At 59.4% G+C, this 26,091-nt stretch carries 17 protein-coding genes and 1 pseudogene; 10 read left to right on the forward strand and 8 right to left on the reverse strand.

The window, feature by feature from the left end; genetic code table 11:
• Positions 1-188 precede the first annotated feature (188 nt).
• From ssuE to ssuB, 5 genes are read left to right on the forward strand one after another with little or no spacing between them, the layout of a single operon-like run.
• On the forward strand, positions 189-767 hold the full coding sequence (gene ssuE / locus ACF8MC_RS16665; protein WP_033654227.1) for an NADPH-dependent FMN reductase: 579 nt from the start codon (positions 189-191) through the stop codon (positions 765-767).
• 24 nt (positions 768-791) lie between these two features.
• Positions 792-1,757 (forward strand): sulfonate ABC transporter substrate-binding protein, encoded by a 966-nt coding sequence (locus ACF8MC_RS16670; protein ID WP_033637878.1) that lies wholly within the window; start codon positions 792-794, stop codon positions 1,755-1,757.
• 20 nt (positions 1,758-1,777) lie between these two features.
• A complete protein-coding gene (gene ssuD / locus ACF8MC_RS16675; RefSeq protein ID WP_033637877.1) occupies positions 1,778-2,926 on the forward strand; it encodes an FMNH2-dependent alkanesulfonate monooxygenase in 1,149 nt (382 codons plus the stop codon).
• A gap of 11 nt (positions 2,927-2,937) precedes the next feature.
• Positions 2,938-3,732, forward strand: a complete 795-nt coding sequence (gene ssuC / locus ACF8MC_RS16680; protein WP_033646585.1) for an aliphatic sulfonate ABC transporter permease SsuC — start codon at positions 2,938-2,940, stop codon at positions 3,730-3,732.
• On the forward strand, positions 3,729-4,502 hold the full coding sequence (gene ssuB, locus ACF8MC_RS16685; RefSeq protein ID WP_033637874.1) for an aliphatic sulfonates ABC transporter ATP-binding protein: 774 nt from the start codon (positions 3,729-3,731) through the stop codon (positions 4,500-4,502). Before ssuC ends, ssuB begins: the two co-directional genes overlap by 4 nt.
• 56 nt (positions 4,503-4,558) lie before the next feature.
• Here the strand turns inward: ssuB and pepN are convergent, their stop codons facing one another.
• Entirely contained in the window at positions 4,559-7,177 is a 2,619-nt protein-coding gene (gene pepN / locus ACF8MC_RS16690; RefSeq protein ID WP_164104762.1) for an aminopeptidase N, read from the reverse strand.
• 336 nt (positions 7,178-7,513) lie between these two features.
• On the opposite strand from pepN, the gene ACF8MC_RS16695 reads away from it, so the two are divergent.
• The 5 genes and pseudogenes from ACF8MC_RS16695 (at position 7,514) to ACF8MC_RS16715 (ending at position 15,135) form a co-directional block, all read left to right on the forward strand.
• Complete coding sequence (locus ACF8MC_RS16695; RefSeq protein WP_164104761.1) at positions 7,514-9,214, forward strand: GGDEF domain-containing protein; 1,701 nt, start codon at positions 7,514-7,516, stop codon at positions 9,212-9,214.
• A gap of 255 nt (positions 9,215-9,469) precedes the next feature.
• Positions 9,470-10,675 (forward strand): nicotinate phosphoribosyltransferase, encoded by a 1,206-nt coding sequence (pncB, locus tag ACF8MC_RS16700; RefSeq protein WP_033637871.1) that lies wholly within the window; start codon positions 9,470-9,472, stop codon positions 10,673-10,675.
• Positions 10,676-10,888: 213 nt separating this feature from the next.
• Entirely contained in the window at positions 10,889-12,289 is a 1,401-nt protein-coding gene (asnS, locus tag ACF8MC_RS16705; protein WP_033637870.1) for an asparagine--tRNA ligase, read from the forward strand.
• Between the two features lie 301 nt (positions 12,290-12,590).
• Positions 12,591-13,700: pseudogene (ompC, locus tag ACF8MC_RS16710) on the forward strand (porin OmpC).
• A 244-nt stretch (positions 13,701-13,944) separates the two neighbouring features.
• Positions 13,945-15,135, forward strand: a complete 1,191-nt coding sequence (locus tag ACF8MC_RS16715) for an amino acid aminotransferase (RefSeq protein ID WP_033637868.1) — start codon at positions 13,945-13,947, stop codon at positions 15,133-15,135.
• A gap of 76 nt (positions 15,136-15,211) precedes the next feature.
• On the opposite strand, the gene ACF8MC_RS16720 is transcribed toward ACF8MC_RS16715, so the two are convergent.
• The 7 genes from ACF8MC_RS16720 to cmoM form a co-directional block, all read right to left on the reverse strand.
• Positions 15,212-15,859: an MBL fold metallo-hydrolase gene (locus ACF8MC_RS16720; RefSeq protein ID WP_033646596.1), complete on the reverse strand. Its 648-nt coding sequence runs from the start codon at positions 15,857-15,859 to the stop codon at positions 15,212-15,214.
• 64 nt (positions 15,860-15,923) lie between these two features.
• Positions 15,924-16,472: a YcbK family protein gene (locus tag ACF8MC_RS16725; RefSeq protein WP_033637866.1), complete on the reverse strand. Its 549-nt coding sequence runs from the start codon at positions 16,470-16,472 to the stop codon at positions 15,924-15,926.
• Between the two features lie 180 nt (positions 16,473-16,652).
• The gene (gene ldtD, locus ACF8MC_RS16730; protein WP_164104760.1) at positions 16,653-18,461 is read right to left on the reverse strand and encodes a L,D-transpeptidase; all 1,809 of its coding nucleotides are present in this window, start codon (positions 18,459-18,461) and stop codon (positions 16,653-16,655) included.
• 220 nt (positions 18,462-18,681) lie between these two features.
• Positions 18,682-23,130, reverse strand: a complete 4,449-nt coding sequence (gene mukB, locus ACF8MC_RS16735; protein WP_164104759.1) for a chromosome partition protein MukB — start codon at positions 23,128-23,130, stop codon at positions 18,682-18,684.
• Positions 23,127-23,855: a chromosome partition protein MukE gene (mukE, locus tag ACF8MC_RS16740; protein ID WP_033637863.1), complete on the reverse strand. Its 729-nt coding sequence runs from the start codon at positions 23,853-23,855 to the stop codon at positions 23,127-23,129. The genes mukB and mukE overlap by 4 nt, the downstream gene beginning before the upstream one ends.
• A complete protein-coding gene (gene mukF / locus ACF8MC_RS16745) occupies positions 23,836-25,158 on the reverse strand; it encodes a chromosome partition protein MukF (RefSeq protein ID WP_004928228.1) in 1,323 nt (440 codons plus the stop codon). Before mukF ends, mukE begins: the two co-directional genes overlap by 20 nt.
• Positions 25,155-25,940, reverse strand: coding sequence for a tRNA uridine 5-oxyacetic acid(34) methyltransferase CmoM (cmoM, locus tag ACF8MC_RS16750; RefSeq protein ID WP_033646604.1), 786 nt, complete (start codon positions 25,938-25,940; stop codon positions 25,155-25,157). The genes mukF and cmoM overlap by 4 nt, the downstream gene beginning before the upstream one ends.
• Between the last annotated feature and the right edge of the window lie 151 nt (positions 25,941-26,091).

A 26,091-nucleotide genomic window follows, 5' to 3' on the forward strand; every position in this document is an offset into this window, starting at 1 on the left:
TTAAAGGCAAAAAAAGCCGTTTTTACGCAATCGTTTTCTCTCTTCACCACCAAATCGGCGCCAATCCGCTTTTGCGCATATCGAAATCAAAAAATGAGATTTAAAAAACGCGCCCGGTTGCTGGTAGGTTTAAAACACTTCCTTTTGATTTTCTAATTAAACCTAACTTTTAGTTATAAGGAGTGGTAATGCGCGTTATATCACTGGCCGGCAGCCCACGCATCCCATCACGTTCCGCCGCGCTGCTCGCGCTGAGTCAGAACTGGCTGCGGCAGCAAGGGGTGGAAGTGACGGCTTATACCCTGCACGACTTCGATGCCGAAGACCTGCTGTACGCCAACTTCAACAGCCCGGCGATCAAGGCGTTTGCCGAGCAGCTGGCACAGGCCGACGGCCTGCTGATTTCCACGCCGGTTTATAAAGCGTCGTTCTCCGGCGCGCTGAAAACCCTGCTGGATCTGCTGCCGGAACGCGCGCTGGATCATAAGGTGGTGCTGCCGCTGGCGACCGGCGGTTCGATCGGCCACATGCTGGCGGTGGACTACGCGCTGAAACCGGTGCTGGCGGCGCTGAAAGCGCAAGAGGTGCTGCATGGCGTGTTCGCCGACGACAGCCAGATCCAACTGGCCGGCGAAGGCGCCACGCTCACCGACGCCGTCGCCGCCCGGCTGGAAGAGGCGCTGGCCAGTTTCTATCTGGCGCTTGGCCGCCGCAAACCGCCCGCGCTGCGCGTCGCCTCGCCGCTGGCGGCGCGTCAGACCGCCTGAAACACCTGGAAAAGGAGAGCCTGAATGAAAAAACGCATCGTTTTACGGCGCTGGCTGAGCGCCGCTACCTTCACCGGCCTGCTGTCGTTGGTTTGGGCCACTGCCGCCGCTGCGCAGGATCCGGCGCAGTTCCGCATCGGCTACCAAAAAGGATCGGTCAGCCTGGTGCTGGCGAAGAGCCACCGGCTGCTGGAGGAACGTTTCCCCGCCACCCGCATCAGCTGGATCGAGTTTCCCGCCGGCCCGCAAATGCTCGAGGCCTTGAACGTCGGCAGCATCGATCTGGGCAGCACCGGCGATATTCCGCCGATCTTCGCGCAGGCAGCCGGCGCAGACCTGCTGTATGTCGGCGTTGAGCCGCCCAAACCGAAGGCGGAGGTGATCCTGGTGCCGGAAAACAGCCCGATCAAAACCGTCGCCGATCTGAAAGGGCATAAGGTCGCTTTCCAGAAAGGATCCAGCTCGCACAACCTGCTGTTGCGATCGCTGCAAAAGGCCGGCCTGAAATTTACGGATATCCAGCCCGCCTATCTGACCCCCGCCGATGCGCGCGCCGCCTTCCAGCAGGGTAACGTCGATGCCTGGGCCATCTGGGATCCTTATTATTCCGCCGCGCTGCTGCAGGGCGGCGTACGGGTGCTCGGCGACGGCACCGATCTGAACCAGACCGGCTCCTTCTATCTGGCGGCGCGCCCCTACGCCGAAGCCAACGGCAGCTTTATCAGCCAGGTTCTGACCGTGCTGACCCAGGCCGATGCGCTCACCCGCAGCGACCGGGCGCAAAGCGTGACCCTGCTGGCCAACGCCATGGGGCTGCCGGAGCCGGTGATCGCCAGCTATCTGGATCACCGCCCGCCGACCGCCATCACACCGCTCGATGCGCAGACGATCGCCGCGCAGCAGCAAACCGCCGACCTGTTTTACGCCAACCGGCTGGTGCCAGTGAAGGTCGACATCTCGCAACGCATCTGGCGCCCAAGCGCGCAATAAACAATGGGAGAACACTGACGATGAGCCTGAACGTTTTCTGGTTTTTACCCACCCACGGCGACGGCCACTATCTCGGCAGCGCACAGGGGGCGCGCAGCGTCGATCACGGTTACTTGCAGCAGATCGCCCAGGCGGCGGATCGGCTGGGATTCGGCGGCGTATTGATCCCCACCGGCCGCTCGTGCGAAGACTCCTGGCTGGTGGCCGCCTCGCTGATCCCGGTCACCCAGCGGCTAAAGTTTTTGGTCGCGCTGCGGCCGGGCATCATCTCCCCTACGCTGGCGGCGCGCCAGGCGGCGACGCTGGATCGCCTGTCCAACGGGCGCGCGTTGTTCAATCTGGTCACCGGCGGCGATCCGGAAGAGCTGGCGGCGGAGGGGTTGCATCTCAATCATGAAGAGCGCTACGAAGCCTCAACCGAGTTCACCCACATTTGGCGCCGGGTGCTGGAAGGCGAAACCGTCGATTTCGACGGCAAGCACATTCAGGTGAAAGGCGCCAAACTGCTGTTCCCGCCGGTGCAGCAGCCGCGCCCGCCGCTCTATTTCGGCGGATCCTCCGCCGCCGCGCAGGATCTGGCCGCCGAACAGGTAGAAATGTATCTCACCTGGGGAGAGCCGCCGGCGCAGGTTAAAGAGAAAATCGAAGAGGTGCGCGCCAAAGCGGCGGCGAAAGGCCGCCAGGTACGCTTCGGTATCCGCCTGCATGTCATCGTGCGGGAAACCACCGAAGAGGCCTGGCGCGCCGCCGATCGGCTGATCGCACATCTCGATGAGGAAACCATCGCCGACGCGCAGCAGGCCTTTGCGCGCTTCGACTCCGTCGGCCAACGGCGCATGGCGGCGCTGCACGGCGGCAAGAAGGACAACCTGGAGATCAGCCCGAACCTGTGGGCCGGCATCGGCCTGGTGCGCGGCGGCGCCGGCACCGCGCTGGTGGGCGATGGCCCGACGGTCGCGGCGCGCATGCAGGAATATGCCGATCTGGGCATCGACACCTTTATTCTCTCCGGCTATCCGCATCTGGAAGAGGCCTACCGCGTCGGCGAACTGCTGTTCCCGCACCTCGATCTGGCGCAGGAGGAAACGCCCGTGCGCCTTCAGCCGGTGCGCCCGCAGGGCGAAGTGGTGGCCAACATTTATGTTCCGCAAAAAGTGTCGCAGAGCTGAGGAGCGCCCCGATGGCAAAGAACGCGCAACGCATCCTGTATCGGCTGGCTCCCTGGGCGCTGCCGCTGGCGCTGGTGATCCTCTGGCAGATCGCCGTCGAAACCGGCTGGCTGTCCAACCGCATTTTGCCGGCGCCGAGCGCGGTGCTGGCCGCCTTCTGGAGCCTGAGCCAAAGCGGCGAACTATGGCAGCACCTGAGCATCAGCAGCCAGCGCGCGCTGATCGGCTTTGCCATCGGCGGCAGCATCGGGCTGATCCTCGGCTTTATTACCGGGCTGTCGCGCTGGGGCGAACGCCTGCTGGACAGCTCGGTGCAAATGATCCGCAACGTGCCGCACCTGGCGCTGATCCCGCTGGTGATCCTGTGGTTTGGTATCGATGAATCCGCCAAGATCTTTCTGGTGGCGCTCGGTACGCTATTCCCGATTTATCTCAATACCTATCACGGCATCAAGAACATCGATCGCGGCCTGTTGGAGATGGCCCGCAGCTACGGCCTGAGCGGTTTCCGCCTGTTTACGCAGGTGGTGCTGCCGGGCGCGCTGCCGTCGATTATGGTCGGCGTGCGTTTCGCTCTCGGCTTCATGTGGCTGACGCTGATCGTCGCCGAAACCATTTCGGCCAATTCGGGCATCGGCTACCTGGCGATGAACGCGCGTGAATTCCTGCAAACCGACGTGGTGGTGGTGGCGATCGTGCTGTACGCCCTGCTCGGCAAGCTGGCGGACGTGGGCGCACAGCTGCTGGAGCGCGTCTGGTTGCGCTGGCATCCGGCCTATCAACTGAAACAGGGAGAAGCGCTATGACCCTTCCCGCTCGCCTTGCGCAAGGCACGCCGGTGACGCTGGAGTCCATCGGCAAAGGTTACGGCAACCGCACCGTGCTGGACAATATTCAGCTGCGCATTTCCGCCGGGCAGTTCGTGGCGGTGGTCGGCCGCAGCGGCTGCGGCAAGAGCACCCTGCTTCGCCTGTTGGCCGGCCTGGAACAACCCAGCAGCGGCGCGCTGCTCAGCGGCAACGCGCCGCTTGCCGCCGCTAAAGAGGATACCCGGCTGATGTTTCAGGATGCGCGCCTGCTGCCGTGGAAAACGGTGATCGACAACGTGGGCCTGGGGCTGCGCGGCCAGTGGCGCGATGCGGCGCTGCAGGCGCTGGACGCGGTCGGCTTGGCGGATCGCGCCCGCGACTGGCCGGCGGCGCTGTCCGGCGGGCAAAAGCAGCGGGTCGCCCTGGCGCGCGCGCTGATCCACCGCCCCCGCCTGCTGCTGCTGGACGAACCGCTCGGGGCGTTGGATGCCCTGACGCGCATCGAGATGCAGGGGCTGATAGAAACGCTGTGGCAACAGCACGGTTTTACCGTACTGCTGGTCACGCACGACGTCAGCGAAGCCATCGCGCTGGCGGATCGGGTGATCCTGATCGAAGAGGGGCGCATCGGGCTGGATCTGACTCTCGATCTGCCGCGGCCGCGCCGCAAGGGTTCCGCACGGCTGGCGGAACTGGAGGCCGAAGTGCTGGAGCGGGTGTTATCACCGCCGGCCACAGCGGCCAGCGGCCGTCGGGCGGCGAATTGAAAGGATGAAAAAAGGGACGGCGCAGGCCGTCCCTTGATCTATTCAGCGCGAAAAGATCAGGCGTCGAGCGCCTTGCTGATCTTCTCGTACAGATCGCCGGACAGGTTTTCCAATCCTTTCAGCTGTTCCAGCGCCTTGCGCATCAGCGCCTGGCGGCCCGCGTCGTAACGCTTCAGGCGAATCAGCGGTTCAATCAGGCGCGCGGCGATCTGCGGGTTGCGCTGGTTGAGATCGCTGAGGATCTCCGCCAGGAACTGATAGCCGCTGCCGTCTGCGGCATGGAACGCCGCCGGGTTGCCGGAAGCGAAGCCGCCGATCAGCGAACGGGTGCGGTTCGGGTTGCTCAGGCTGAACGAACGGTGTTGCAGCAGCGCGCGCACCTTGCTCAGCACGTCTGCCGCCGGGCTGCTGCCCTGCAGCACGAACCATTTATCCATCACCAGGCCATCCTGATGCCAGCGCTCGTCGAACGCCGCCAGCAGCGCATCGCGGCACGGCAGCTGGGCCGCGACCGCAGCAGACAGCGCCGCCAGCGAGTCGGTCATGTTGTCTGCCTGGCGATACTGTTCGCTTACCAGTTGGTCCGCCAGCGCCACATCTTCGCCGAACGCCAGATAGTCCAGGCACACATTACGCAAGGCGCGCTTGGCGATCTCGGCGTGCTCCACGCGGTAGCCGTCGGTCTTGTTGGCGTGATATACCGCCAGCCACTCATCGGCCAGCTCCCGCGCCAGGCAGCGAACGATCGCTTCATGCACCGCGGCGATCGCTTCCGGATCGATGGTGGCGAACAGCTCGGCGATTTCGTTCTCCGACGGCAACGTCAGGATCTGCGCCGCCAGCGCCGGATCCAGTTTTTCGTCCAGCAGCACTGCTCGGAACGCATCGGCCACGTGCAGCGGCAGCGACAGCGGCTGCTTCTGCTGGTGCCGCGCCACGTTCAGCTTGATATAGGTCGCCAGCAGGCTCTGCGCCGCATCCCAACGCGCAAATTCATTGCGCGCGTGCTGCATCAGGAAGGTCAGCTGCTGATCGCTGTACGGATAGTCCAGCTTCACCGGCGCGGAGAATTCGCGCAGCAGCGACGGCACCGGCTTATGCGCCACGCCGTCGAACACGAAGGTTTGCTCCGCTTCGGTAACGTTCAGCACGTTATTGACCGGCAGGCCGCCCTTTTGCAGTGGAATGACGTTGCCTTCGCTGTCGTACAGTTCGATATCCAGCGGGATATGCAGCGGCAATTTCTCCGGCTGATCGGCGGTCGGCGCGGTTTGCTGGCTGACATGCAGACGATACTGCTGGGTTTCCGCGTCGTAATCGTCGCGCACCGTCAACAGCGGCGTGCCGGACTGGCTATACCAACGGCGGAAACGCGACAGATCGACGTTGGACGCGTCCTCCATCGCCTGCACGAAATCGTCGCAGGTGGCGGCGCTGCCGTCGTGGCGTTCGAAATAGAGCTGCATCCCTTTCTGGAAGTTCTCCTCCCCCAGCAAGGTGTGCATCATGCGGATCACTTCGGAACCCTTTTCATACACCGTCAGGGTGTAGAAGTTGTTCATCTCGATCACTTTGTCCGGGCGGATGGCGTGTGCCATCGGGCTGGCGTCTTCGGCGAACTGCGCGCCGCGCATCACGCGCACGTTGTCGATGCGGTTGACCGAACGCGATCCCAGATCGGAACTGAACTCCTGGTCGCGGAACACCGTCAGCCCCTCTTTCAGGCTGAGCTGGAACCAGTCGCGGCAGGTTACGCGGTTACCGGTCCAGTTGTGGAAGTATTCGTGGCCGATCACCGCTTCAATGTTCAGGTAATCCTTGTCGGTGGCGGTTTCCGCCTTCGCCAGCACGTATTTGGAGTTAAAGATGTTTAACCCTTTGTTCTCCATCGCGCCCATATTGAAGAAATCGACCGCCACAATCATATAAATGTCGAGATCGTATTCCAGGCCGAAGCGGGTCTCGTCCCACTTCATCGAGTTCTTCAGCGACGTCATCGCCCAGTCGGCGCGATCCAGGTTGCCGCGATCGACGAACAGCTCCAGCGCGACCTTACGGCCGGAACGGGTGGTGAAGCTGTCGCGCAGCACGTCGAAGTCTCCCGCCACCAGCGCGAACAGGTAGCAAGGTTTCGGGAACGGATCCTGCCATTGCACCCAGTGGCGGCCATCGGCCAATTCGCCCTGGCCGATGCGGTTGCCGTTCGACAGCAGGAACGGATAGCGCGCCTTGTCGGCCTCGATGCGGGTGGTAAAGCGCGCCAGCACGTCCGGGCGATCCTGATAATAGGTAATGTGGTGGAAACCTTCGGCTTCGCATTGCGTGCACAGCGCATCGCCGGACAGGTACAGCCCTTCCAGCGCGGTGTTTTTCGCCGGGTGAATGTCGTTGACGATGGTAAGAGTGAATTGTGCCGGCAACGCTTCGATGATCAGCTGGTTATCCTGCTGGCGGTAGGCGCTCCACGGTTGGCCGTCCACCTGAATGCTCACCAGCGTCAGATCTTCGCCATCCAGCACCAGCGGTGCGCCGGCCGCGCCCTGACGTTTGATTTTACTGACGGCGGTCACGCGCGTAGTTTCCGCGTCCAGACTGAAGTCCAAATCGATATCGGTCGTGGTGTAATCGGGCGCGCGATAATCGTGGCGGTATTTTGCCTGTGGCTGTTGTGTCATAAAAACCCTTAAACGTCTCGGTGAGTTATAGGTGCCAGGCCACTCTTCTGCTTCGTACCGCAGCCGGAGTGTTCCCCTGCGGCGCGCGGTGGGCCTGAATTGTGAATAAACTGTATCACAGCTGGCCGAAAAGCCCAGAGCCGCCGGGCGACCACGAGAGAGAAATCAGAGGCAAATCATAAATCGCCCGCCAGGCGATAGCGCAGGTGACCAATCGCTAAATAAAAATCAGCATTTAATGCTAAAAAACCGCCACCGGAGGGCGCCGGCATAGTTGAGGCGACGCAGGCGGCATGGTGGTATAATTGCGGCATCAGGCTCAGGATGACTCGCACTATGAAAATTAAATACGCAATCTATTTTTTTACCCTGTGCCTGATGACTTCCTTCTCTCTGTTCATCGTCGATGAGCTGCTCGAAGCCCATACCGACTACCGCGATAACCAACTCAATCTGTACAAAATTGATCGCGCCAAAGAAATCTCCGAAGCCTTTCAGACTGCCTTGCAGGCGCACCGCCTCAAACGCTTGAGCCTGATCGATCCGCAAATCACCCGAGCGCAATGTTTGGCCGCCGATCGGGCGGCGCGCGAAAGAATTACCCGCATCCGCGAACATCTGGACGATGAGGTCGCCAGACAGCTCGGGGTTCGGCAAAAAATCGCCGCGCTGTCGATGATCAGCCTGATGGAACAGCTGCTGGATAATGACAACCTGCAGCTTTCGCAGGTCAATAACACCAACGCCAATCTGTTCAACATCAACAGCGCCTATTACATCTCGCAAACCAGTAAGAGCTATTACCGCTACACCTACGATACCCGGATGGTGGATACCGACTCTTTTATGTTTCTCGAGGCCATCCGCCTTAATAACCGGCTGAATATGTCACTGACGGAATTGAGCGATCAGATTATCGACGTCAACGTCAGACCGCTCGTTCGCAAAGACGCCTACCTGAAGTCCATTCAGCTGACCGGCGTGCTGAACGCGCTGAGCACCCGATTGATCTTCATGAAGATCAACTACGACGATGTGCAAATCACCAACATCGTCAATGCATTGCTCGCCCAGGTGTCCGCTGAGCGCCTCCAGCAGATTACCCATGGGCTGTACACCGCTATCGATACCCATCAGCCCTACCCCACCGCGCTTATTTCGCGCTATGTCGACGATGTGAGCGGGCTGTCGCAGGCGCTGTATCAACGCAGCTTCGAACTGGAAACCCTCGCGTCGCGCCACAAGATTTACGACAGCCAGACGACCATTTACGGCATGATTGCACTCGCCGGCCTGGTGGTGTTGCTGTTCATTTTGCCGGCGCTGGTGTTCTGCACCAGCATCAACCGCTGGCTGACCAAGACCCACAACAATATCGTGCGGCTGTCGCGCGGCGAGATAAATATCGATCGCAACGACGCCTTCTACAGCCAGGAATTGATCGCCATCAGCGACGCCATTCAGCAGCTCAGGCAATACCAGTTGGACAAGGTCTCGCTGGAAAGCGAGAAACAACTGCTGATTAAAGAGCTCGAGGCCTCTTCTTTCCTCGATCCGCTCACCAATATTTACAACCGCCGTAAATTCTTCCTTGAATGTCAGCTGCTGGGCGACGGCAGCTACCCGCAAGCCTTTTGCCTGATCGACATCGACAACTTCAAACAGCTCAACGACAGCTATGGCCACGACGTGGGCGACCGGGCGCTGGTGGCATTCGGCCACCTGCTGCAACGCGCGTTCCGCGCCAGCGACATCTTCTGCCGCTACGGCGGCGAAGAGTTCGCGGTGCTGCTGGGCAACTGTTCGTTGGACAACGCGCGGGACATCATGGAGCAATTGCGCGCCCGCACTCATCGCCTGACGCTAAATCTGGCCGATGGACGGCAAGTGCGTTTCACCACCAGCTGCGGCATTGCGCCGGTCAACGCATTCACCGCGCTGCAAGCGGCGATCAAACAGGCGGACGAAGCGCTCTATTTTTGCAAAAAGAACGGCAAGGATCGGGTCAGCGTGCATACCCAGGCCGGCTATATCTGATTCGCTGTTTAAAATAATTAACATTATAATTTTTATGACTAATTAGGCTAAGTCATTCACCTTACAGGCATATCTGGCTTTTTTTCCTCCCCGCCGCTATCAGGCCGCCATAAAGGCACGTTTAATCCTCGACCCGCTTTGGTGATTTATGGTGTGATGCAGCTTCAATAACAGGATAATCCGGGTATACTCCACCCCCACTTTTATGATTATCCGGATTTGGACACGCGCCTGACGAGGATGCTGTAACGCGCTATGACTCAATACGCTTCCCCGATTTTGACATCACTGCTTGATACCGATGCTTATAAGCTTCATATGCAGCAAGCAGTGTTCCATCGCTATCCCGCGATCAGCGTGGCGGCGGAATTCCGCTGCCGCGGCGACGAACTGCTGGGCGAATATGCCGACGAGATCCGCGCGCAGGTGGCGTTGATGAGCCGGCTGGCGCTGACCGATGCCGAATTCGCTTATCTTTCGGGCCTGCCCTTCTTCCGTCAGGATTACCTGAGCTGGCTGCGAACGTTCCGCTACGATCCGCAGCAGGTCACCATAGACAACCGCGACGGCAAGCTGCAAATCCGCATCGCCGGCCCCTGGCGTGAAGTGATCATGTGGGAAGTGCCGTTGCTGGCGGTGATCAGCGAAGTGGTGCACCGTCGGCGCTCTCCGCTGGCGACGCCGGAACAGGCGGTGGCGCATCTGCAAACCAAGCTGGCTCAGTTCAAGACGCTGGCGGGCGATCTGGATCTTTCGCGCTTCAAGCTGATGGACTTCGGCACCCGTCGCCGTTTCTCTCAGGGCGTGCAACAGGCCATCGTCAGCACCTTGCAGGCCGAATTCCCGTACCTGTCGGGCACCAGCAATTACGATCTGGCGCATCAGCTCGGCCTGGCGCCGGTCGGCACTCAGGCACATGAGTGGTTCCAGGCGCATCAGCAAATAAGCCCGGTGCTGGCCAACAGCCAGCGCGCCGCCTTGCAAGCCTGGTTGGATGAATACCCGGATCAGCTTGGCATCGCGCTCACCGACTGTATCACCATGGATGCCTTCCTGCGCGACTTCGGCCCGCAGTTCGCCGAACGTTATCAGGGGCTGCGCCACGATTCTGGCGATCCCGTCGAGTGGGGTGAAAAGGCCATTGCCCATTATCAAAAGCTGGGCATCGATCCGATGAGCAAAACGCTGGTGTTCTCGGACAACCTGGATCTGGAAAAAGCGCTGGCGCTCTATCGCCATTTCTACCAGCGCATCAATCTCGGCTTCGGCATCGGCACGCGCCTGACCTGCGATATTCCCGGCGTCAAACCGCTGAATATCGTGATCAAGCTGGTCGAGTGCAAAGGCAAGCCGGTGGCCAAGCTCTCCGACAGCCCCGGCAAAACCATTTGCCAGGATCAGGCGTTCGTCAGGGCTCTGCGCAAGGCCTTCGATCTGCCGCTGGTGAAGAAAGCCAGCTGAGCCTTCTATATATAGAGAGAAAGCCGGCCCGGTTCAGGCGCCGGCTTTTTTGTTTTTATCCCGACCGCCCTCTTTTCAGCCAGCCACGATAAATGTTGCGCCAATCCGATGATTTCTGCTTGTGCTCTGCACCGCGGCAAGTAACATAGCCATTACCCCCATATTCTTGGGTTGTAAGCTATTTCTAAACCAAATTATTAAAGAGAGAAATCTATGAGCGTAGTGCCTGTAGTCGACGTACTGCAAGGTCGTGCTGCGGTTGACAGTGAAGTCACCGTACGCGGCTGGGTACGTACCCGGAGAGATTCAAAAGCTGGTATCTCCTTCCTGGCCGTCTATGACGGTTCCTGCTTTGATCCGTTACAGGCCGTCGTTAATAATTCTCTGCCGAATTATCAGGATGAAGTGCTGCACCTGACCACCGGTTGCTCAGTTGAAGTTACCGGCAAGGTCGTCGCCTCACCGGGCGAAGGCCAGAGCTTCGAGCTGCAGGCCACCGCGATCAACGTGGTCGGCTGGGTCGACGATCCGGATACTTACCCAATGGCGGCCAAACGCCACAGCATCGAATACCTGCGCGAAGTGGCCCACCTGCGCCCGCGCACCAATCTGATCGGCGCCGTGGCGCGCGTGCGTCATACCCTGGCGCAGGCGATCCACCGCTTCTTCCATGAAAATGGTTATTTCTGGGTGTCCACCCCGCTGATCACCGCCTCCGACACCGAAGGCGCCGGCGAGATGTTCCGCGTGTCCACGCTGGATCTGGAAAACCTGCCGCGCACCGACAAGGGCGCCGTCGATTTCAGCCAGGACTTCTTCGGTAAGGAAGCCTTCCTCACCGTTTCCGGCCAGCTGAACGGCGAAACCTACGCCTGTGCGCTGTCCAAGGTATACACCTTCGGCCCAACCTTCCGTGCCGAAAACTCCAACACCAGCCGCCACCTGGCGGAGTTCTGGATGATCGAGCCGGAAGTGGCCTTCGCGACGCTGGACGATGTCGCCGGCCTGGCCGAAAGCATGCTGAAGTATGTGTTCCAGGCGGTGCTGGATGAACGTGCAGACGATCTGAAATTCTTCGCCGAGCGCGTGGATAAAGACGCAATCTCTCGTCTGGAGCGCTTCGTCTCTTCCGATTTCGCCCAGGTGGACTACACCGACGCCATTGAGATCCTGCTGGCCTCTGGCCAAACCTTCGAAAACCCGGTTTCCTGGGGCATCGATCTCTCTTCCGAACATGAACGTTATCTGGCGGAGAAACACTTCCAGGCGCCGGTGGTGGTGAAGAACTACCCGAAAGACATCAAAGCGTTCTATATGCGCATGAACGAAGACGGTAAAACCGTCGCGGCCATGGACGTGCTGGCGCCGGGCATCGGTGAAATCATCGGCGGTTCGCAGCGTGAAGAACGCCTCGACATGCTCGATCAACGTCTGGAAGAGATGGGCCTGAATAAAGAAGACTACTGGTGGTATCGCGATCTGCGCCGCTACGGCACCGTGCCGCATTCCGGTTTCGGCCTGGGTTTTGAACGTTTAATCGCCTATGTCACCGGCGTGCAAAACGTGCGCGATGTGATTCCGTTCCCACGCACACCACGTAACGCAAGCTTCTAATTCATACGATCAAACGTTTTTTAAACGATTTCGTTACAAAACAAAGGCCAGCCTCGCTGGCCTTTCGCATTTTTTAATATTGACGCACATCACAAAGTTCCCGAAAAATTACATTTAGTTACACATACTTTCCTTTTGCAACCTGATTGGGACATTGGTATCATTTTCGTCCTAGATTAACCCGCCTGTGAATGGAACACTGCGTTCAGACACAGGACGACACCAATCTATCAACAATAGTTCCCAAAGAATTATTGGCGGCAGTGGCAAAGGTGTCCGAATAACACCAATGAGGGTAATAATGATGAAGCGCAACATTCTTGCAGTGGTTATCCCGGCTCTGTTGGCTGCTGGTGCAGCAAACGCAGCTGAAATCTACAACAAAGACGGCAACAAGCTGGATCTGTACGGCAAAGTTGACGGTCTGCACTACTTCTCCGACGACAAAGGCAATGACGGCGATCAGACCTATGTTCGTTTCGGCTTCAAAGGTGAAACCCAGATTACTGACCAACTGACCGGTTACGGCCAGTGGGAATACAACGTTCAGTCCAACCACGCCGAATCTCAGGGCACCGAAGGCACCAAAACCCGTCTGGGCTTCGCCGGTCTGAAATTCGCTGACTACGGCTCCTTCGACTACGGCCGTAACTACGGCGTACTGTACGACGTGGAAGGCTGGACCGATATGCTGCCAGAGTTCGGTGGCGATACCTACACCTACTCCGACAACTTCATGACCGGCCGTACCAACGGCGTTGCGACCTATCGTAACAACAACTTCTTCGGTCTGGTTGACGGTCTGAACTTCGCCGTTCAGTACCAGGGCAAGAACGAAAACGATGGCCGCGCGCTGAAGAAACAAAACGGCGACGGTTGGGGCCTGTCTTCAACGTATGACATCGGCGAAGGCGTAAGCTTCGGTGCTGCATACGCGTCCTCTGACCGCACAGATGCCTAGACCCGTCAGTCAACCGCTGGCGGCGACAAGGCTGACGCTTGGACCGTGGGCGCGAAATACGACGCCAACAACGTCTACCTGGCAGCGATGTACGCAGAAACCCGCAACATGACTCCGTATGGCGATTTCGATAGCGGCATTGCGAACAAAACTCAGAACTTTGAAGTGACCGCACAGTACCAATTCGACTTCGGTCTGCGTCCAGAAGTATCTTACCTGCAGTCTAAAGGCAAAAACCTGGCTGGCCGTACCGCTCACGGTTCAAGCTTCGCCGGCGGCGATGCCGATCTGGTTAAATATGTTTCTGTTGGTACCACTTACTACTTCAACAAAAACATGTCCACCTACGTTGATTACAAAATCAACCTGCTGGATGACAACGAGTTCACCAAAGCAACCGGCACCGCTACCGACGATATCGTAGCCGTTGGTCTGGTGTACCAGTTCTAAGTTGTCTCGCTTAACGGCGGTTTACCGTCGGCTAAGTTAAAAAACAGGGCTTCGGCCCTGTTTTTATTTGTTTCTCCCGGTAACGTTTTATCCTGCAGATTTCCCCTTCCCCATCATTTTTTCTGTCGAATCCTTCCCGTTCACAAGATCGCGGTGTTTTTATCGCAAACGGTTGGCAAAGCCGATAACTGGCGCTACCCTGATGCTTCTGTCTGCTTAACTCCGAGATTTGGAAGCACCTGACATGTTTGAAAAAATCACCGCCGCACCCGCCGACCCGATCCTGGGCCTGACCGACATTTTCCGCGCCGACGCCCGCCCGAATAAAATCAATTTAGGGATTGGCGTTTATAAAGACGAAACCGGCAAAACGCCGGTGCTGACCAGCGTAAAAAAAGCTGAACAGTATCTGCTGGAAAACGAGACCACCAAAAACTATCTCGGCATTGAAGGCATCCCGGCGTTCGCCAGCTGCACGCAAGAGCTGCTGTTCGGCAAAGAGAGCCCGATCGTTACCGCGCGGCGCGCGCGTACCGCACAGACGCCCGGCGGCACCGGCGGCCTGCGCGTGGCGGCAGACTTTATCGCCAACCAGACCAGCGCCAAGCGCATCTGGATCAGCAACCCAAGCTGGCCAAACCACAAGAACGTCTTTAGCGCCGTAGGCCTGGAAGTGCTGGAGTACGCCTACTACGACGCCGCCAACCACGCGTTGGACTTTGACGGCCTGCTGAACAGCCTGAAACAGGCACAGGCCGGTGATGTGGTGCTGTTCCACGGCTGCTGCCATAACCCGACAGGTATCGATCCAACGGCGGAACAGTGGGCACAGCTGGCTGAGCTTTCCGTCGCCAATGGCTGGCTGCCGCTGTTCGATTTCGCCTACCAGGGCTTCGCCAACGGTCTGGAAGAAGATGCGCAGGGCCTGCGTATTTTCGCCGCCAAACATCAAGAGCTGATCGTCGCCAGCTCCTACTCGAAAAACTTCGGCCTGTACAATGAGCGCGTCGGCGCTTGCACCATTGTGGCTGCCGATGCCGAAACCGCCGATCGCGCCTTCAGCCAGGTGAAAGCGGCCATTCGCGCCAACTACTCCAACCCGCCGTCACACGGCGCGGCGGTTGTCGCCACCATTCTGGGCAACGATGCGCTGCGCGCGATGTGGGAGCAGGAGCTGACCGACATGCGCCAGCGTATTCACCGCATGCGTCAGCTGTTCGTGAACACCCTGCAGGAGAAAGGCGCGCAGCAGGACTTCAGCTTCATCATCCAGCAGAACGGCATGTTCTCGTTCAGCGGCCTGACCAAAGAACAGGTGCTGCGTCTGCGCGAAGAGTTCGGCGTCTACGCCGTGAACTCGGGCCGGGTAAACGTGGCCGGCATGACGCCGGACAACATGGCGCCGCTGTGTGAAGCCATCGTCGCCGTGCTCTAAAGGCATCGACGCAGGTCATAAATCGTAAAAAAGGGCGCTCTATGCGCCCTTGATTATTTCTACCGGGAAATAATCGTTACCACACCGCCGGCTCTTCGCGCAGGAACGGGTTGGTCTGGCGCTCGTGGCCGAAGGTCGACATCGGGCCGTGGCCGGGAATAAAGCGCATGTCGTCGCCCAACGGCAGCAGTTTGGTGCGAATAGAGGCGATCAGCGCCTGATGGTCACCGCGCGGGAAGTCGCTGCGCCCCACGCCGCCGTTAAACAGCACGTCGCCCACCAGCGCCAAACGCGCCTGCTCATTGATAAAGACGATGTGGCCCGGCGTGTGCCCAGGGCAATGCAACACCTTGAGCGTCATCTCGCCCACCTGCATCTCATCGCCTTCCGACAGCCAGCGGGTCGGCGTCAGCGGCGCGCACTCTTCCAGCCCAAACATCCGGCTCTGCGCCGGCAAACCGTCCAGCCAAAACGCGTCTTCTTTATCCGGGCCATAGATTGGCACCTGATAATGGTCCGCCAGCTCCGCCGCCGCGCCGACATGATCCAAATGGCCGTGCGTCAGCAAAATCTGGGTGACCGTCACCCCCTGACGCGCGACTTCCGCTTTGATTTTTTCCGCTTCACCGCCGGGATCGACCAACGCCGCCTGCTGCGTGTTTTCACACCAAATCAGACTGCAGTTCTGGCTAAAGGCGGTAACGGGAATAAGATGGTATTTCATAAGGCTCCAACGACAATAACGCCGCTTCCGCAAGGGGCGGCGTTATTCACTGACGGCACAGCGATTACCAGGTCCGAACCGGGCCGGTATCGATGTGTACGAAGTTGCTACGTGGGTAATATCCTACACCACCGGCGCGCATTTTTAACGCCGCTTTGCGGATATTGCTCAATTGGATACCTTCGATGTGGAAATCCATCGCCTGGCCTTTGGTGTGGTAGCTGTGCTTAGCCACGCCGCGGCTATGCGCACGCAGTTCGTTGTTGGTGTCTACGGAACGGTATCCGGAGATCAGCTGCACCGGCTTGCTGGTGCCCAGCAGCCCCTGCAGACGATAGAGGTGATCAAACAAGCGGGGATCGATCGATTTAACCTTGTTGGCGCGATAATCGCGGAACAGATGATTTAGCCGCACCAACTCTTCTTTATTGTAACCTTTGCCGTCAAAGAACTCGGCTTTAATAGATTCACCGGTATTCAGGTTATTCAACACTAAAATACGCGGTCGAGCGGTGGAAATACTGGCAAACGCTTGCCCTGGAAGCAGCGCTATGCCCATAGCGGCGCCACCTAGCGCCAGCCATTTACGGCGGTGATGATCAATTTTGTCCATGACTCTGTTAAACCCGGCAAGAATGTCAAAATAAATGCACAAAGCAGCGCACTGTCCGAACCATAACCGCCTGCGTATGCTGAGTCAACCCGCGATACGCCTAGGTTTACAGGCCCCCGGCTACGAGGGCCTGCGGTATAGCCAAACATTCTGACCGTTATTTATTTATAATTACTGCATTTACTGCATTAATTTTTTGGCCTGAGCCAAAATTTGTGCGCCCGATCGCACCGTATTATCATAATTGTAAATATCTGTACGGAATTGCGGTTGGCCGTCATCCGAAACCCAGGCGGTCAGATAATACAGTTTTACGGGAATACGCTGGCGAATATTCACATAAGTGGTATTCCCTTCTTTCAGCGTGGAAGACACGCGGCTGTTGTTCCAGCCGGCGTCCTGCAGCAGCATATTCGCCAAATCGGAAGCCTTGTTCACCCGCACGCAGCCGGAGCTGAGCGCGCGGATGTCTTTCTGGAACAGGCTGTGGTTCGGGGTATCGTGCAGGTAGATAGCGTCCGAGCTCGGCATATTGAACTTGAAGCGCCCCAGCGAGTTGGTGGCGCCCGGCGCCTGACGCACGCGATACGGGAAGTTGCGCGCAGAGACCATGCTCCAGTCGATCATCGCCGGGTTGATCACTTCCGCATCGTTGCTCCAGCCCGACAGCACGGTATAGCCGTGTTTCTGGAAGTAGTTACCGTCACGCATCGCCTTCGGCACGATGTCCTCACGCACCAAGGTAGTCGGCACGTTCCACGGCGGGTTGACCACCACGTTGTTCAACGCGCTGCTCATCAGCGGCGTCTTGCGGCTCGGCCGCCCGACGATAACGCGGGAAGACAGCACCTCATTGCCGTTCTGGTAGTAGGTCAGCGAATAGTTGGGAATGTTCACCATGATGCCGGTGCCGACATGCCCCGGCAGGATCCGCAGGCGCTGGATATTCAGCGCCAGCAGCGCGGCGCGGGTTTTCGGTGACACGTTGAGCCACTCGCGGGTGCGCACGCCGATCACGCCATCCGCCGTCAGCCCTTGCCATTTCTGGAAGCGCTTGACGCCCTCCACCAGTTCGTCGGTATAGAGATTATCGCTCACCACGCTGCCAATCTGCGGCGGCGTCTGTTCCGCGGTCAGCTCCGTCACCGGCGCTGCCGATGGGCTGACCGTCACGCGGCTTTTCTCTTCGTCTACCGTCAGCCCGCCGTCGTCGGGCTCATTGATCTTCGCCGAAACCACCGCCGGTTCCGGCTCCGCTTCCGGCGCCGCGGCGGCGAGCATACCGGTGCGCGTCAGGATCTCACGCAGCGCCGGAATATCATTGCTCATTTGGCCTGGACGCAGGCTCGGGCCGCTGCCCACCTGCGGCCAGGGACGATTGTCCGCCAGCATGTCGCGCAGCGCCTGATGCATCTTGGCGTATTGCGGATGCTGCGGCGCGAGCGAATTCACGTAGCTCAGAGTACGCACCTGGCGCACCGCCAGCTGCCATTGGTTGATCACCGCGGTGGGCGGCAAGCCAAGCTTGTAGGGAATATTGCTGTACAGCCAGTTGTTGCCGTTGGCACCGATGGCGGAGACGAACTGCAAATAGCCCAGCATCGCATCGGACAGCACCGCATCGCGGCCCGCTTCACTGAGCGCCGGATCGGTCAACATCTTCACCCATTGGGTGAACTGCGGCTGCACGCCGGACATCGCCAGCTCGGCCAGTTGCTGTTGAAACTGCTGAACGGCTTCGCGATCCTGCCACATCGGCTGCATGTGATTCGCCGCATACAGCGGCGCCAGCGTGGACAGGTAGTGCAAATCCATGCCGCGCGGCAACGCGGCCAGCAGTTCAGAACGGCTCTGCGCAACGGACATGCCTGCTGATGCCACCGGCAACGCCGGGACGGTGGCCGATGCGGAAAACAACGACACAAGACTACAGGCGATAGCGCCACTCAGCGCCAAACGTCGTAGAGAGTTTCCCTTTTTAAGCAACATCCCTTGCCCCCTGTATGCTCACAAAAAAAACGTCAAAAACTGCATATAGTTTCAGTATACAAACAGAAAGGCCGTTTCGCCCTGCGGGCGCCGAATAACTGTTTATGTGATTAAACTAACCGCTTTTCAACGGATAAAAAAGCAGGACTATCATCCACGCGCACAAAAAAATAGCCACCCTGCGGCGGCTATTTTCGGATTTTTAGGGCGTTTTTCTGCGTTACGGCGTTTCAACCGGCGCAGCACCCAGCGCCGGCGGCTCGCCGGCGAAACCGCGCAGCCCCACCACGTGCACATGCTCGTGGTTCTGGAACACCTTACGCACCAGTTTATAGGTGGTGCCCTTCTCCGGGCTGATGTTTTCCGGTGCTGCGATAATCAGCTGCATCTCCAGACGGTCGCACAGTTCGAACAGCGTAGCGATCGACTTGGCATCCAGACGCGCCGCTTCATCGAGGAACAGCAGGCGGCACGGCGAGATGTCTTTGCCGCGCAGGCGACGGGACTCTTCTTCCCAGCTCTGCACCACCATCACCAGGATTGACATCCCGGTACCGATGGCTTCACCGGTAGACAACGCGCCGCTTTCCGCACGCAGCCAGCCGTCGGAGCCACGGTATACCTCCACTTCCATCTCCAGGTAGTTGCGGTAGTCCAGCAACTCCTCGCCGATGGTCTGTGGCGTGCGCTGCCCCATGTCGATCTGCGGATTCAGGCGCTGATACAGTTTGGCCAACGCTTCGGAGAAGGTCAGGCGGTTGCTGTTGAACAGATCCTGATGCTGTTCCTGCTGCTCGGAGAGCACGTCCAACAGAGTGGCGTGCGCTTCGCGCACATTGACGTTCAGCCGCACGCTCTTCACCTGGCCGAAGGAAACGGCCTGCAGCCCCTGGTTCAGCATGCGAATGCGGTTCTGTTCGCGCTGAATGGTTTTCCGAATGATGTTGGCCACGCTTTTCGAACTGATCGCCAGCTTCTGCTCGCGCGCGGTCAGCTCTTCGGTCAGACGGCCCAGCTCGATTTCCATCTGTTCGATGGCTTCGACCGGATCGTCGGTGCGGATGATGTCCTGACGGATGCGCTCGCGCAGGTGCTGGTACACCGCGATATAGAACTGAATCTTACGCTCCGGCCGCTTCGGATCTTCCGACAGGCGCAGCACGTCGCGCAGGTGTTCGTTATCCGCCACCGCCAGACGCAGCGCGCCGAGCGCCTTATCCGACATCGAGCGCAGCTCGTCGCCATCCATATACGCCAGCTCGCGGCGGTGCAGGCGGCGTTCCACGCCGTTGTCTTTCACCAGGCGCATCACCGCGCACCAGCCCGCCTTGGCGGTCACCACCTGCTCGCGCAGCTGATGATAATCGCGTTCCAGCTTGCGCAGTTTCTTCTGCAGGCCGTCCATTTCGGCTTCGCAGAAGGTCAGCTGTTTCTCCAACTGATTGCGGCGAGCGCGGTTGTTGCTCAGCGCCGCATGCAGTTCGTCGCGACGCGCGCGGGCGCGCGCTTCGGCATTGGCGTCGGCCTGCACGCCGATGTCCACCAGCTCCTGGCTCAGCTCTTTCAGCATGTCGCGCTTGGCGTCGTACGAGCTTTTCAGCGAAGCCAGCACCTGACTGTACTGGGTGAACTGGGTTTGATACTGGCGCAGTTGCTCACGGGCGCGGGCGCGTTCGGCTTCCGCCTGCTCCAGACGCTGGCGCAGCTTGTCGTTCAGATCGTTGTTGGCGTTCTGCATGCCGGCAGAGTCGGTGTAGCTGAAGTGCGCGCGACGCTGCACCACTTCAGTGAGCGCGAACGCCTGCTGTTTAGCCTGACGCTGCACGCTTTGCGCCTGCGCGTAATCCTGCTGCAGCTGTTCATGCTGCTGCGGATCGCTCTGCAGCACCGACAGCAGCGGCTCCAGCTTGGCCAGCGACACGCCGTGCTGCTGAATATGACGCGCGGCGTCCTGCGCTTCTTCCAGCTCTTCGCGCATCTCGTCGACGCGGTCCTGCAACGTTTCATCGTTCAGCAACGACACCAGCGGCATCAGGCGGTTGAGCGCGGAAATGCCCTCTTTGGCCTGATCGTACTGCTGACGCTGCTGCTGGTTCTGCGCTTCGTGATTGTTCAGCGCGCGTTCGATTTCGCCACGGCGGGCGTTCAGGCCGCGGATCTCCGCTTCCGGGTCAGCGTCGAACGCCACCGCCAGATGGGTGCCGATAAAGCGACTGAAAGCCTGGTGCGAGCGCTGGGTTTTCTGCACGTCGAACGACAGCGTGGCATAGCGCTCCGCCAGCGTTTCACGCTCGGCATGCAGCACTTCCAGGCGGTTTTCGCGCGCCGCGCGGCCGAACAACGGCACTTCCGGGTAGCGGGAATAACGCCACTGGCGATCGGCGATTTTCACCACCACCGCTTTTTCCTGCTCTTCGACGGCGAATACGCTGTCATCGAACGACTGCGGATCCCCTTCGATCAGGTAGAGATCTTCCGGGCAATCTTCCAGCCCTTCCAGCATCTCGCGCACCAGCGACAGATCCGGCACCACGATGGCGTGGCGCGAAGGGCCGTACAGCGCCGAGAAGTAAGGCGCGTCGTCGATGGTGACGTCATCGTAGATTTCCGACAGCAACACGCCGCCGAAACGTTCGGCCAGCGTGACCAGGCGTTGATCTTCCGCGCCGCCCGGCTGGCTGAGACGTTCGATCTGCGCTTCCACTTCACGTTTGCGGGTCGCCACTTCGTCGCGCTCGACGGTGGTTTCACGCTCGCGCTCCAGCAGCTGCTGCATGTATTCGGTCACCTGCTGGCTGTTTTCCAGCGGCTCTCCGCTCTGATCGCTGAGCTGGCTCAGAGCGTCCTGCGCCGCCAGCCACACCGGCGCGCGCGCCGTCAGCTCACGGATGCGCTGCTGGATCTGCTCCAGCTCCTGGCGCATCTCCATGCGGCGTTCGCCGGCTTCGCTGACGTTCTGCGACAGCGCTTCCAGGCGCTCTTCCAGCTCCTGCTGCAGCATGTCGAGATCGTCCGGCTGGTACTCTTGGCCATGGCGTTTGCAAAACTCTTGCAGCAGGCGCTCGGCGTCCTGCTGCGAGCGCAGGCGCTGTTCCAGTTCGCTCAGGCGCAGGCGCAGCGGCTGAACGCGCTCGGCGAGGTGCTGCTGCGAAGGCCAGTCGCGCAGCAATTCGCGCGCGCACTGCCAGGCTTCGCTGCGGCTGACCTGGCCAGCGATTTTACCCACCAGCTGATAGGCCTGTTCGAACTGGCCGTGCGCGGCGTCGGCCACGCTCAGCTTCTGTTCCAGCATCAGCAGCGCTTCGGTCGCCTCCTGCTCGCGGGCCTGGAAGGTATCCAGCCACTGTTCGGCGTTATCGGCGGTCAGATCCGGCAGTTGGCACAGCGCGCGTGCGCGCTCCAGCGCCTGCAGCGCCTGCTGATACTGAATGGCGCGGGTCTGCTGCACGTCGAGCGCCTGCTGGTAGTCGGCCAGCTGGCTCTTCAGCTCATCCACTTCCAGCTCGGCCGCTTCGGCGCGCGCTTCATTTTCGGCCTGTTGCTCGCTCGCCTCGGCCACCACTTCGTTCTGCTCTTCCAGACGGTAGGTCAGCTCTTCCAGATCGGCTTCATAGCGTTCGATCTTCTCCTGCTGACGCATCGCCGTCTGCACCAGATTCAGGTGGTCGCTGGCGGCCTGGTAATCGGTTTCCAGATCGGATTCGGCACCGCTCTGTTCGCTCAGCTCGCGCGCCATTTCCACATGGCGATACTGTTCGGCGGCCAGTTGCTTGCGGCTGCCCAACAGATCGCTGCGCAGCGCCAGCGCGCCGTCCAGATGGATGCGGCGTTCGTTGGCGTGACGCATATAGTCCGCCGCCACATAGGAGGTAGCCTCGGAGATCAAATGCTTGAACAGATCGCGATCCGACTGGGTGACGCGGATCGCTTCCAGCGTCATGCGGTTTTCGCGCAGCGCCGCTTCCATATCCTGGAACGCCTTGCGCACGCCGCTGTTTTCCGGCAGCAGGTAATCGCGCAGCGAGCGAGTGATAGCGCTGGAAATACCGCCGTACAGCGACGCTTCAATCAGACGGTAGAATTTGCTGCGATCGGCGGACGAACGCAGGCGTTTCGGGATCACGCCCAGATCGAACATCAGCGAGTGGTAATCGGTGATGGAGTTGAACTGCTTGAACTGCACGCCCTCCATCTCTTCCACGCGATCCTTCAGTTCCTGCAACGACAGCACGCGCGCCTGGCGCTCACCCACGGTCTGGGTCAGCAGCTCGGTCGGCTGCACCGCGGTCGGCAGGCCCTGAATGGTGAATGGTTTGATGTCGACCTTGCGATCGCGCCCCGCTACCTGCTGCAGACGCACGCCGACCACCACGCGCTGGTGGCGCGAGTTGACGACGTCGAGGGTGGAGTAGCACACGCCGGCGCGCAGCTTGCCGTGCAGGCCTTTATCGCGCGAACCGCTGGTGGCGCCCGCTTCGGTGGTGTTACGGAAGTGCAGCAGCGTCAGATCGGGGATCAGTGCGGTGACGAAAGCCGCCATGGTGGTGGATTTCCCTGCCCCGTTACCGCCAGACAGCGTGGTCACCAGCTCATCCAGATCAAAGGTGCGGGCAAAGAAGCCGTTCCAGTTAACCAGCGTCAGCGAGCGAAATTTACCGCGTTCAATCATTCCTGTTCATCCTCTGCACCGTCAGGAGCGTTATCAACCTGCTGATCCTCAGCCTCATTCTCATCGTTCAGCGACAGGCTGGTTTCAACCGGCATCGCCTCGCCGTCGCGAATCATGCGCAGCTGCGCTTCACGCGGATCGTCGCCGCTGCGCACGTCGGCGCCGAAGCGGAACACCGCCTCGGTAATGCGGAACTTGCTGCTGTCATTGCCCATGAAGTAGACCATGCCAAGGCGGCGCAGGCGGTTCAGCGAGGTGCGCACCTTTTCGTGCAGCTTCTGCCGATCGAGATCCGAACCGGTGGAGCGCTGATTAACGAACTTCAGCAGCTTGTTCTCATCGGCCAGGCTCAGCAACTCGTCGTACAGCTCCTGATGGCTGAAAATGCCTTCGTGCGCCAGGCGCTCGGGGCTGAGGTACAGGTAGCACAAGATCTTACCCACCATCATATCCAGCTCGGACAGCACCGAGCGCGGGATCAGCGTGGTGGAGCGCGGGCGCAAATAGAAGAAACCTTCCGGCGCCCGAATCAGCTCGACGCTGTAACGGGTGTAAAATTCTTCCAGCTCATCCTGGAAATCCATTAAAAAGGCATGGTTGTCCAGCTCATCGATACCGATGTGACGACCCGCGCGCAGTTGGCTGTCCAGCGCCGGGAACAGCGAGTTGGACAGTGCCTTGGCCAGCTTGACTGGCATTACTTGTTCAATATTTGTCGATGACATGGGCCTGGACCTTGGCTCCGTAATCATTGATTGCCTGCCATTCCGCCGGCAACCCTGAGAAATCTGCTTCAGCCACACCGAGGCGCACTGCCTGGTCGACCACTAAACGTGCCACGTCGAAATGACGCGCACGCGGATATTGCGCCAGATAATCGCGCATCACCGCTGCAAGGTTGAGCGGCATCTGCTGTTCCTGATACACCTTCAGCGCCTCTTCGATCATTGCCGCCAGCTGTTCGCGAATTTCGCTAAACTCTTCGAACTCCAGATCCGGCGGCAGTTCCCCCGTCACTTCCTCGCTGCGCAGCGCCAGTTCTTCGTCGCGCATGTCCAGCAGACGATCGGCATTGGCATGGGTCAGCGCCCACGGGTGGTCGAAATAGGTTTGCACCGACTGGCGCAGGCGTTGGGCGAACACGCGGTTTTTATCCATATCGATAGCGGTACGGATAAATTTATGCACGTGGCGATCGTAGCCGATCCACAGGTCAATCGCCTGCTGGCCCCAGCTGATGATGCGATCCAGCTTGCTTTGCAGATCGAACACCAGCTTGTCGACGAAGCCCAGCTCCACGTTGCCGAGGGTGGCGTCCTGGATACGCAGCAGGTTGGCCTGCAGCTTGTCGCCCGCCGCATCCAGCGTATCCTGCAGCTCGCGCAGGGTGCCCGAGGTTTCCGACAGCAGCATCTCGCAGCTGGAGATCGCCGCCCGCCAGTCTTTGCTCAGCAGCGCCGCGATGTCGTTTTTCACGCTCTGCTGCTGCTCGTCCATCACGCGTTGGGTCATGTCGATGCTGTCGAAGATTTCCGCCACCGAATATTTCAACGGCGCGAACACGTTGCGGTGCCAATGGAAATCGTCGCCGCCCTCGTCGGCGGCGTCGGCGGCGCGCTTGAGCTCCTGCGCCACGATCGACAGCTGCATCGACAGACGCAGCGTGGAGAATTCGCGTTGGCGAATATAGTAATCGGTAATGCCGATGCCCAGCGGCGTGAGGCGGTAAATCGCGTTACCGTCCGCCAGTTCGCTGGTAAAGCGGTTCAACAGGCGCTGGCGCACCATGTCGTTGATCGCATTGTTGGCGCGCATCGCCACCGTTTCATGCGTCTGTTCAAAACCCTTGCTGACATGGCGAAATGCATCAACCAGCTCACCTTCGCTCATCTCGCCGTCCAGCCGTTCGCCGTTCAGGGTGGCGATGGCGAGCAAAAATGCGAGACGCTCAGTAGGGAGCGAAATAGAGAAATCATTTTTCCGTGCCCAGGCGACCAGTTCGGGTACTGTCTGGGAAAATTCACTCATAGTTCGTCCTTCAGGTTTGGTTTATGCGCCATGACGTGAATATAGCGCCCCAAACTCACGTACGGCTCCTGCCGGCAATAGTGCTGTTCAAGCGCCAGTAACTCTTCAAATTTTTGTGTTTGCAGCTGTCTGCTCTGCAGATAGTCGTGGAACACCCGCACCCCGGTTTTGCCGCTGATGCGCATGCCCAGCTGTTCCAGCCAACCGTAGACCAATAGCGGATCGTGCGGATATTGCGGCGACAGCGAACGCTTGCGGCGCCGCCTGACCTCGGGATCCACCAGTTGGAAATTACCCAACACCACGTTGCGCATCAAGAGGCCGTTGGCGTTGAAAAACATCAGCGACAGCGCGCCGCCCGGCGTCAGGCAGTCATACAACGCCCGCAGCGCCGCTTCGGGCTCGGCGATCCATTCAAGCACTGCATGAAACAATATCAGATCAACCGGCTGTTCCAAATGTTGAGCGATATCCTGCGCAGAACTTTGTACGAATTGCATGTTCTGGCTCACACCTTTCTGCTCCGCCAGCTGCGCGGCGCGCTGGATCATCTCACCAGAAAGATCGCACAACAACACCTGATGTCCTAATTCTGCCAACTGGCAGGCCATATGGCCTTCACCGCCCCCGGCGTCGAGGATGCGCAGCGGCCGCTGCGGCAACTGCGCCAGCAGCCCGGTCAGATCCTGCCAAACCACCGCCTGGCGGATTTTTCCTTTCGTGGTGCCGTAAATATTACGCGCAAATTTTTCAGCAATATCGTCAAAATTGCGATCCTGCATGGACAACGGCTCCGCTGATCTCATTCTTGTCGGCGGCAAAGCGCACGCCCATTCAAACCTGCTATTTTGGCACAGACTGGCTTAGAATGTATCTTCTTGCGGCCCGTTTATGCCTGGATGCCGCTTTTTCACCCAAAAGGATCTGATTTTC

Origin of the sequence: Serratia sp. LACPHL-BACT-2024-00286, from assembly GCF_043109535.1 — a bacterium.
GTDB lineage: Bacteria > Pseudomonadota > Gammaproteobacteria > Enterobacterales > Enterobacteriaceae > Serratia > Serratia sarumanii.

Coding starts and splice junctions, on each gene's coding strand:
- ssuE (WP_033654227.1), top strand. CDS start 189: ATGCGCGTTATATCACTGGCCGGCAGCCCACGCATCCCATCACGTTCC.
- ACF8MC_RS16670 (WP_033637878.1), top strand. CDS start 792: ATGAAAAAACGCATCGTTTTACGGCGCTGGCTGAGCGCCGCTACCTTC.
- ssuD (WP_033637877.1), top strand. CDS start 1,778: ATGAGCCTGAACGTTTTCTGGTTTTTACCCACCCACGGCGACGGCCAC.
- ssuC (WP_033646585.1), top strand. CDS start 2,938: ATGGCAAAGAACGCGCAACGCATCCTGTATCGGCTGGCTCCCTGGGCG.
- ssuB (WP_033637874.1), top strand. CDS start 3,729: ATGACCCTTCCCGCTCGCCTTGCGCAAGGCACGCCGGTGACGCTGGAG.
- pepN (WP_164104762.1), bottom strand. CDS start 7,177: ATGACACAACAGCCACAGGCAAAATACCGCCACGATTATCGCGCGCCC.
- ACF8MC_RS16695 (WP_164104761.1), top strand. CDS start 7,514: ATGAAAATTAAATACGCAATCTATTTTTTTACCCTGTGCCTGATGACT.
- pncB (WP_033637871.1), top strand. CDS start 9,470: ATGACTCAATACGCTTCCCCGATTTTGACATCACTGCTTGATACCGAT.
- asnS (WP_033637870.1), top strand. CDS start 10,889: ATGAGCGTAGTGCCTGTAGTCGACGTACTGCAAGGTCGTGCTGCGGTT.
- ACF8MC_RS16715 (WP_033637868.1), top strand. CDS start 13,945: ATGTTTGAAAAAATCACCGCCGCACCCGCCGACCCGATCCTGGGCCTG.
- ACF8MC_RS16720 (WP_033646596.1), bottom strand. CDS start 15,859: ATGAAATACCATCTTATTCCCGTTACCGCCTTTAGCCAGAACTGCAGT.
- ACF8MC_RS16725 (WP_033637866.1), bottom strand. CDS start 16,472: ATGGACAAAATTGATCATCACCGCCGTAAATGGCTGGCGCTAGGTGGC.
- ldtD (WP_164104760.1), bottom strand. CDS start 18,461: ATGTTGCTTAAAAAGGGAAACTCTCTACGACGTTTGGCGCTGAGTGGC.
- mukB (WP_164104759.1), bottom strand. CDS start 23,130: ATGATTGAACGCGGTAAATTTCGCTCGCTGACGCTGGTTAACTGGAAC.
- mukE (WP_033637863.1), bottom strand. CDS start 23,855: ATGTCATCGACAAATATTGAACAAGTAATGCCAGTCAAGCTGGCCAAG.
- mukF (WP_004928228.1), bottom strand. CDS start 25,158: ATGAGTGAATTTTCCCAGACAGTACCCGAACTGGTCGCCTGGGCACGG.
- cmoM (WP_033646604.1), bottom strand. CDS start 25,940: ATGCAGGATCGCAATTTTGACGATATTGCTGAAAAATTTGCGCGTAAT.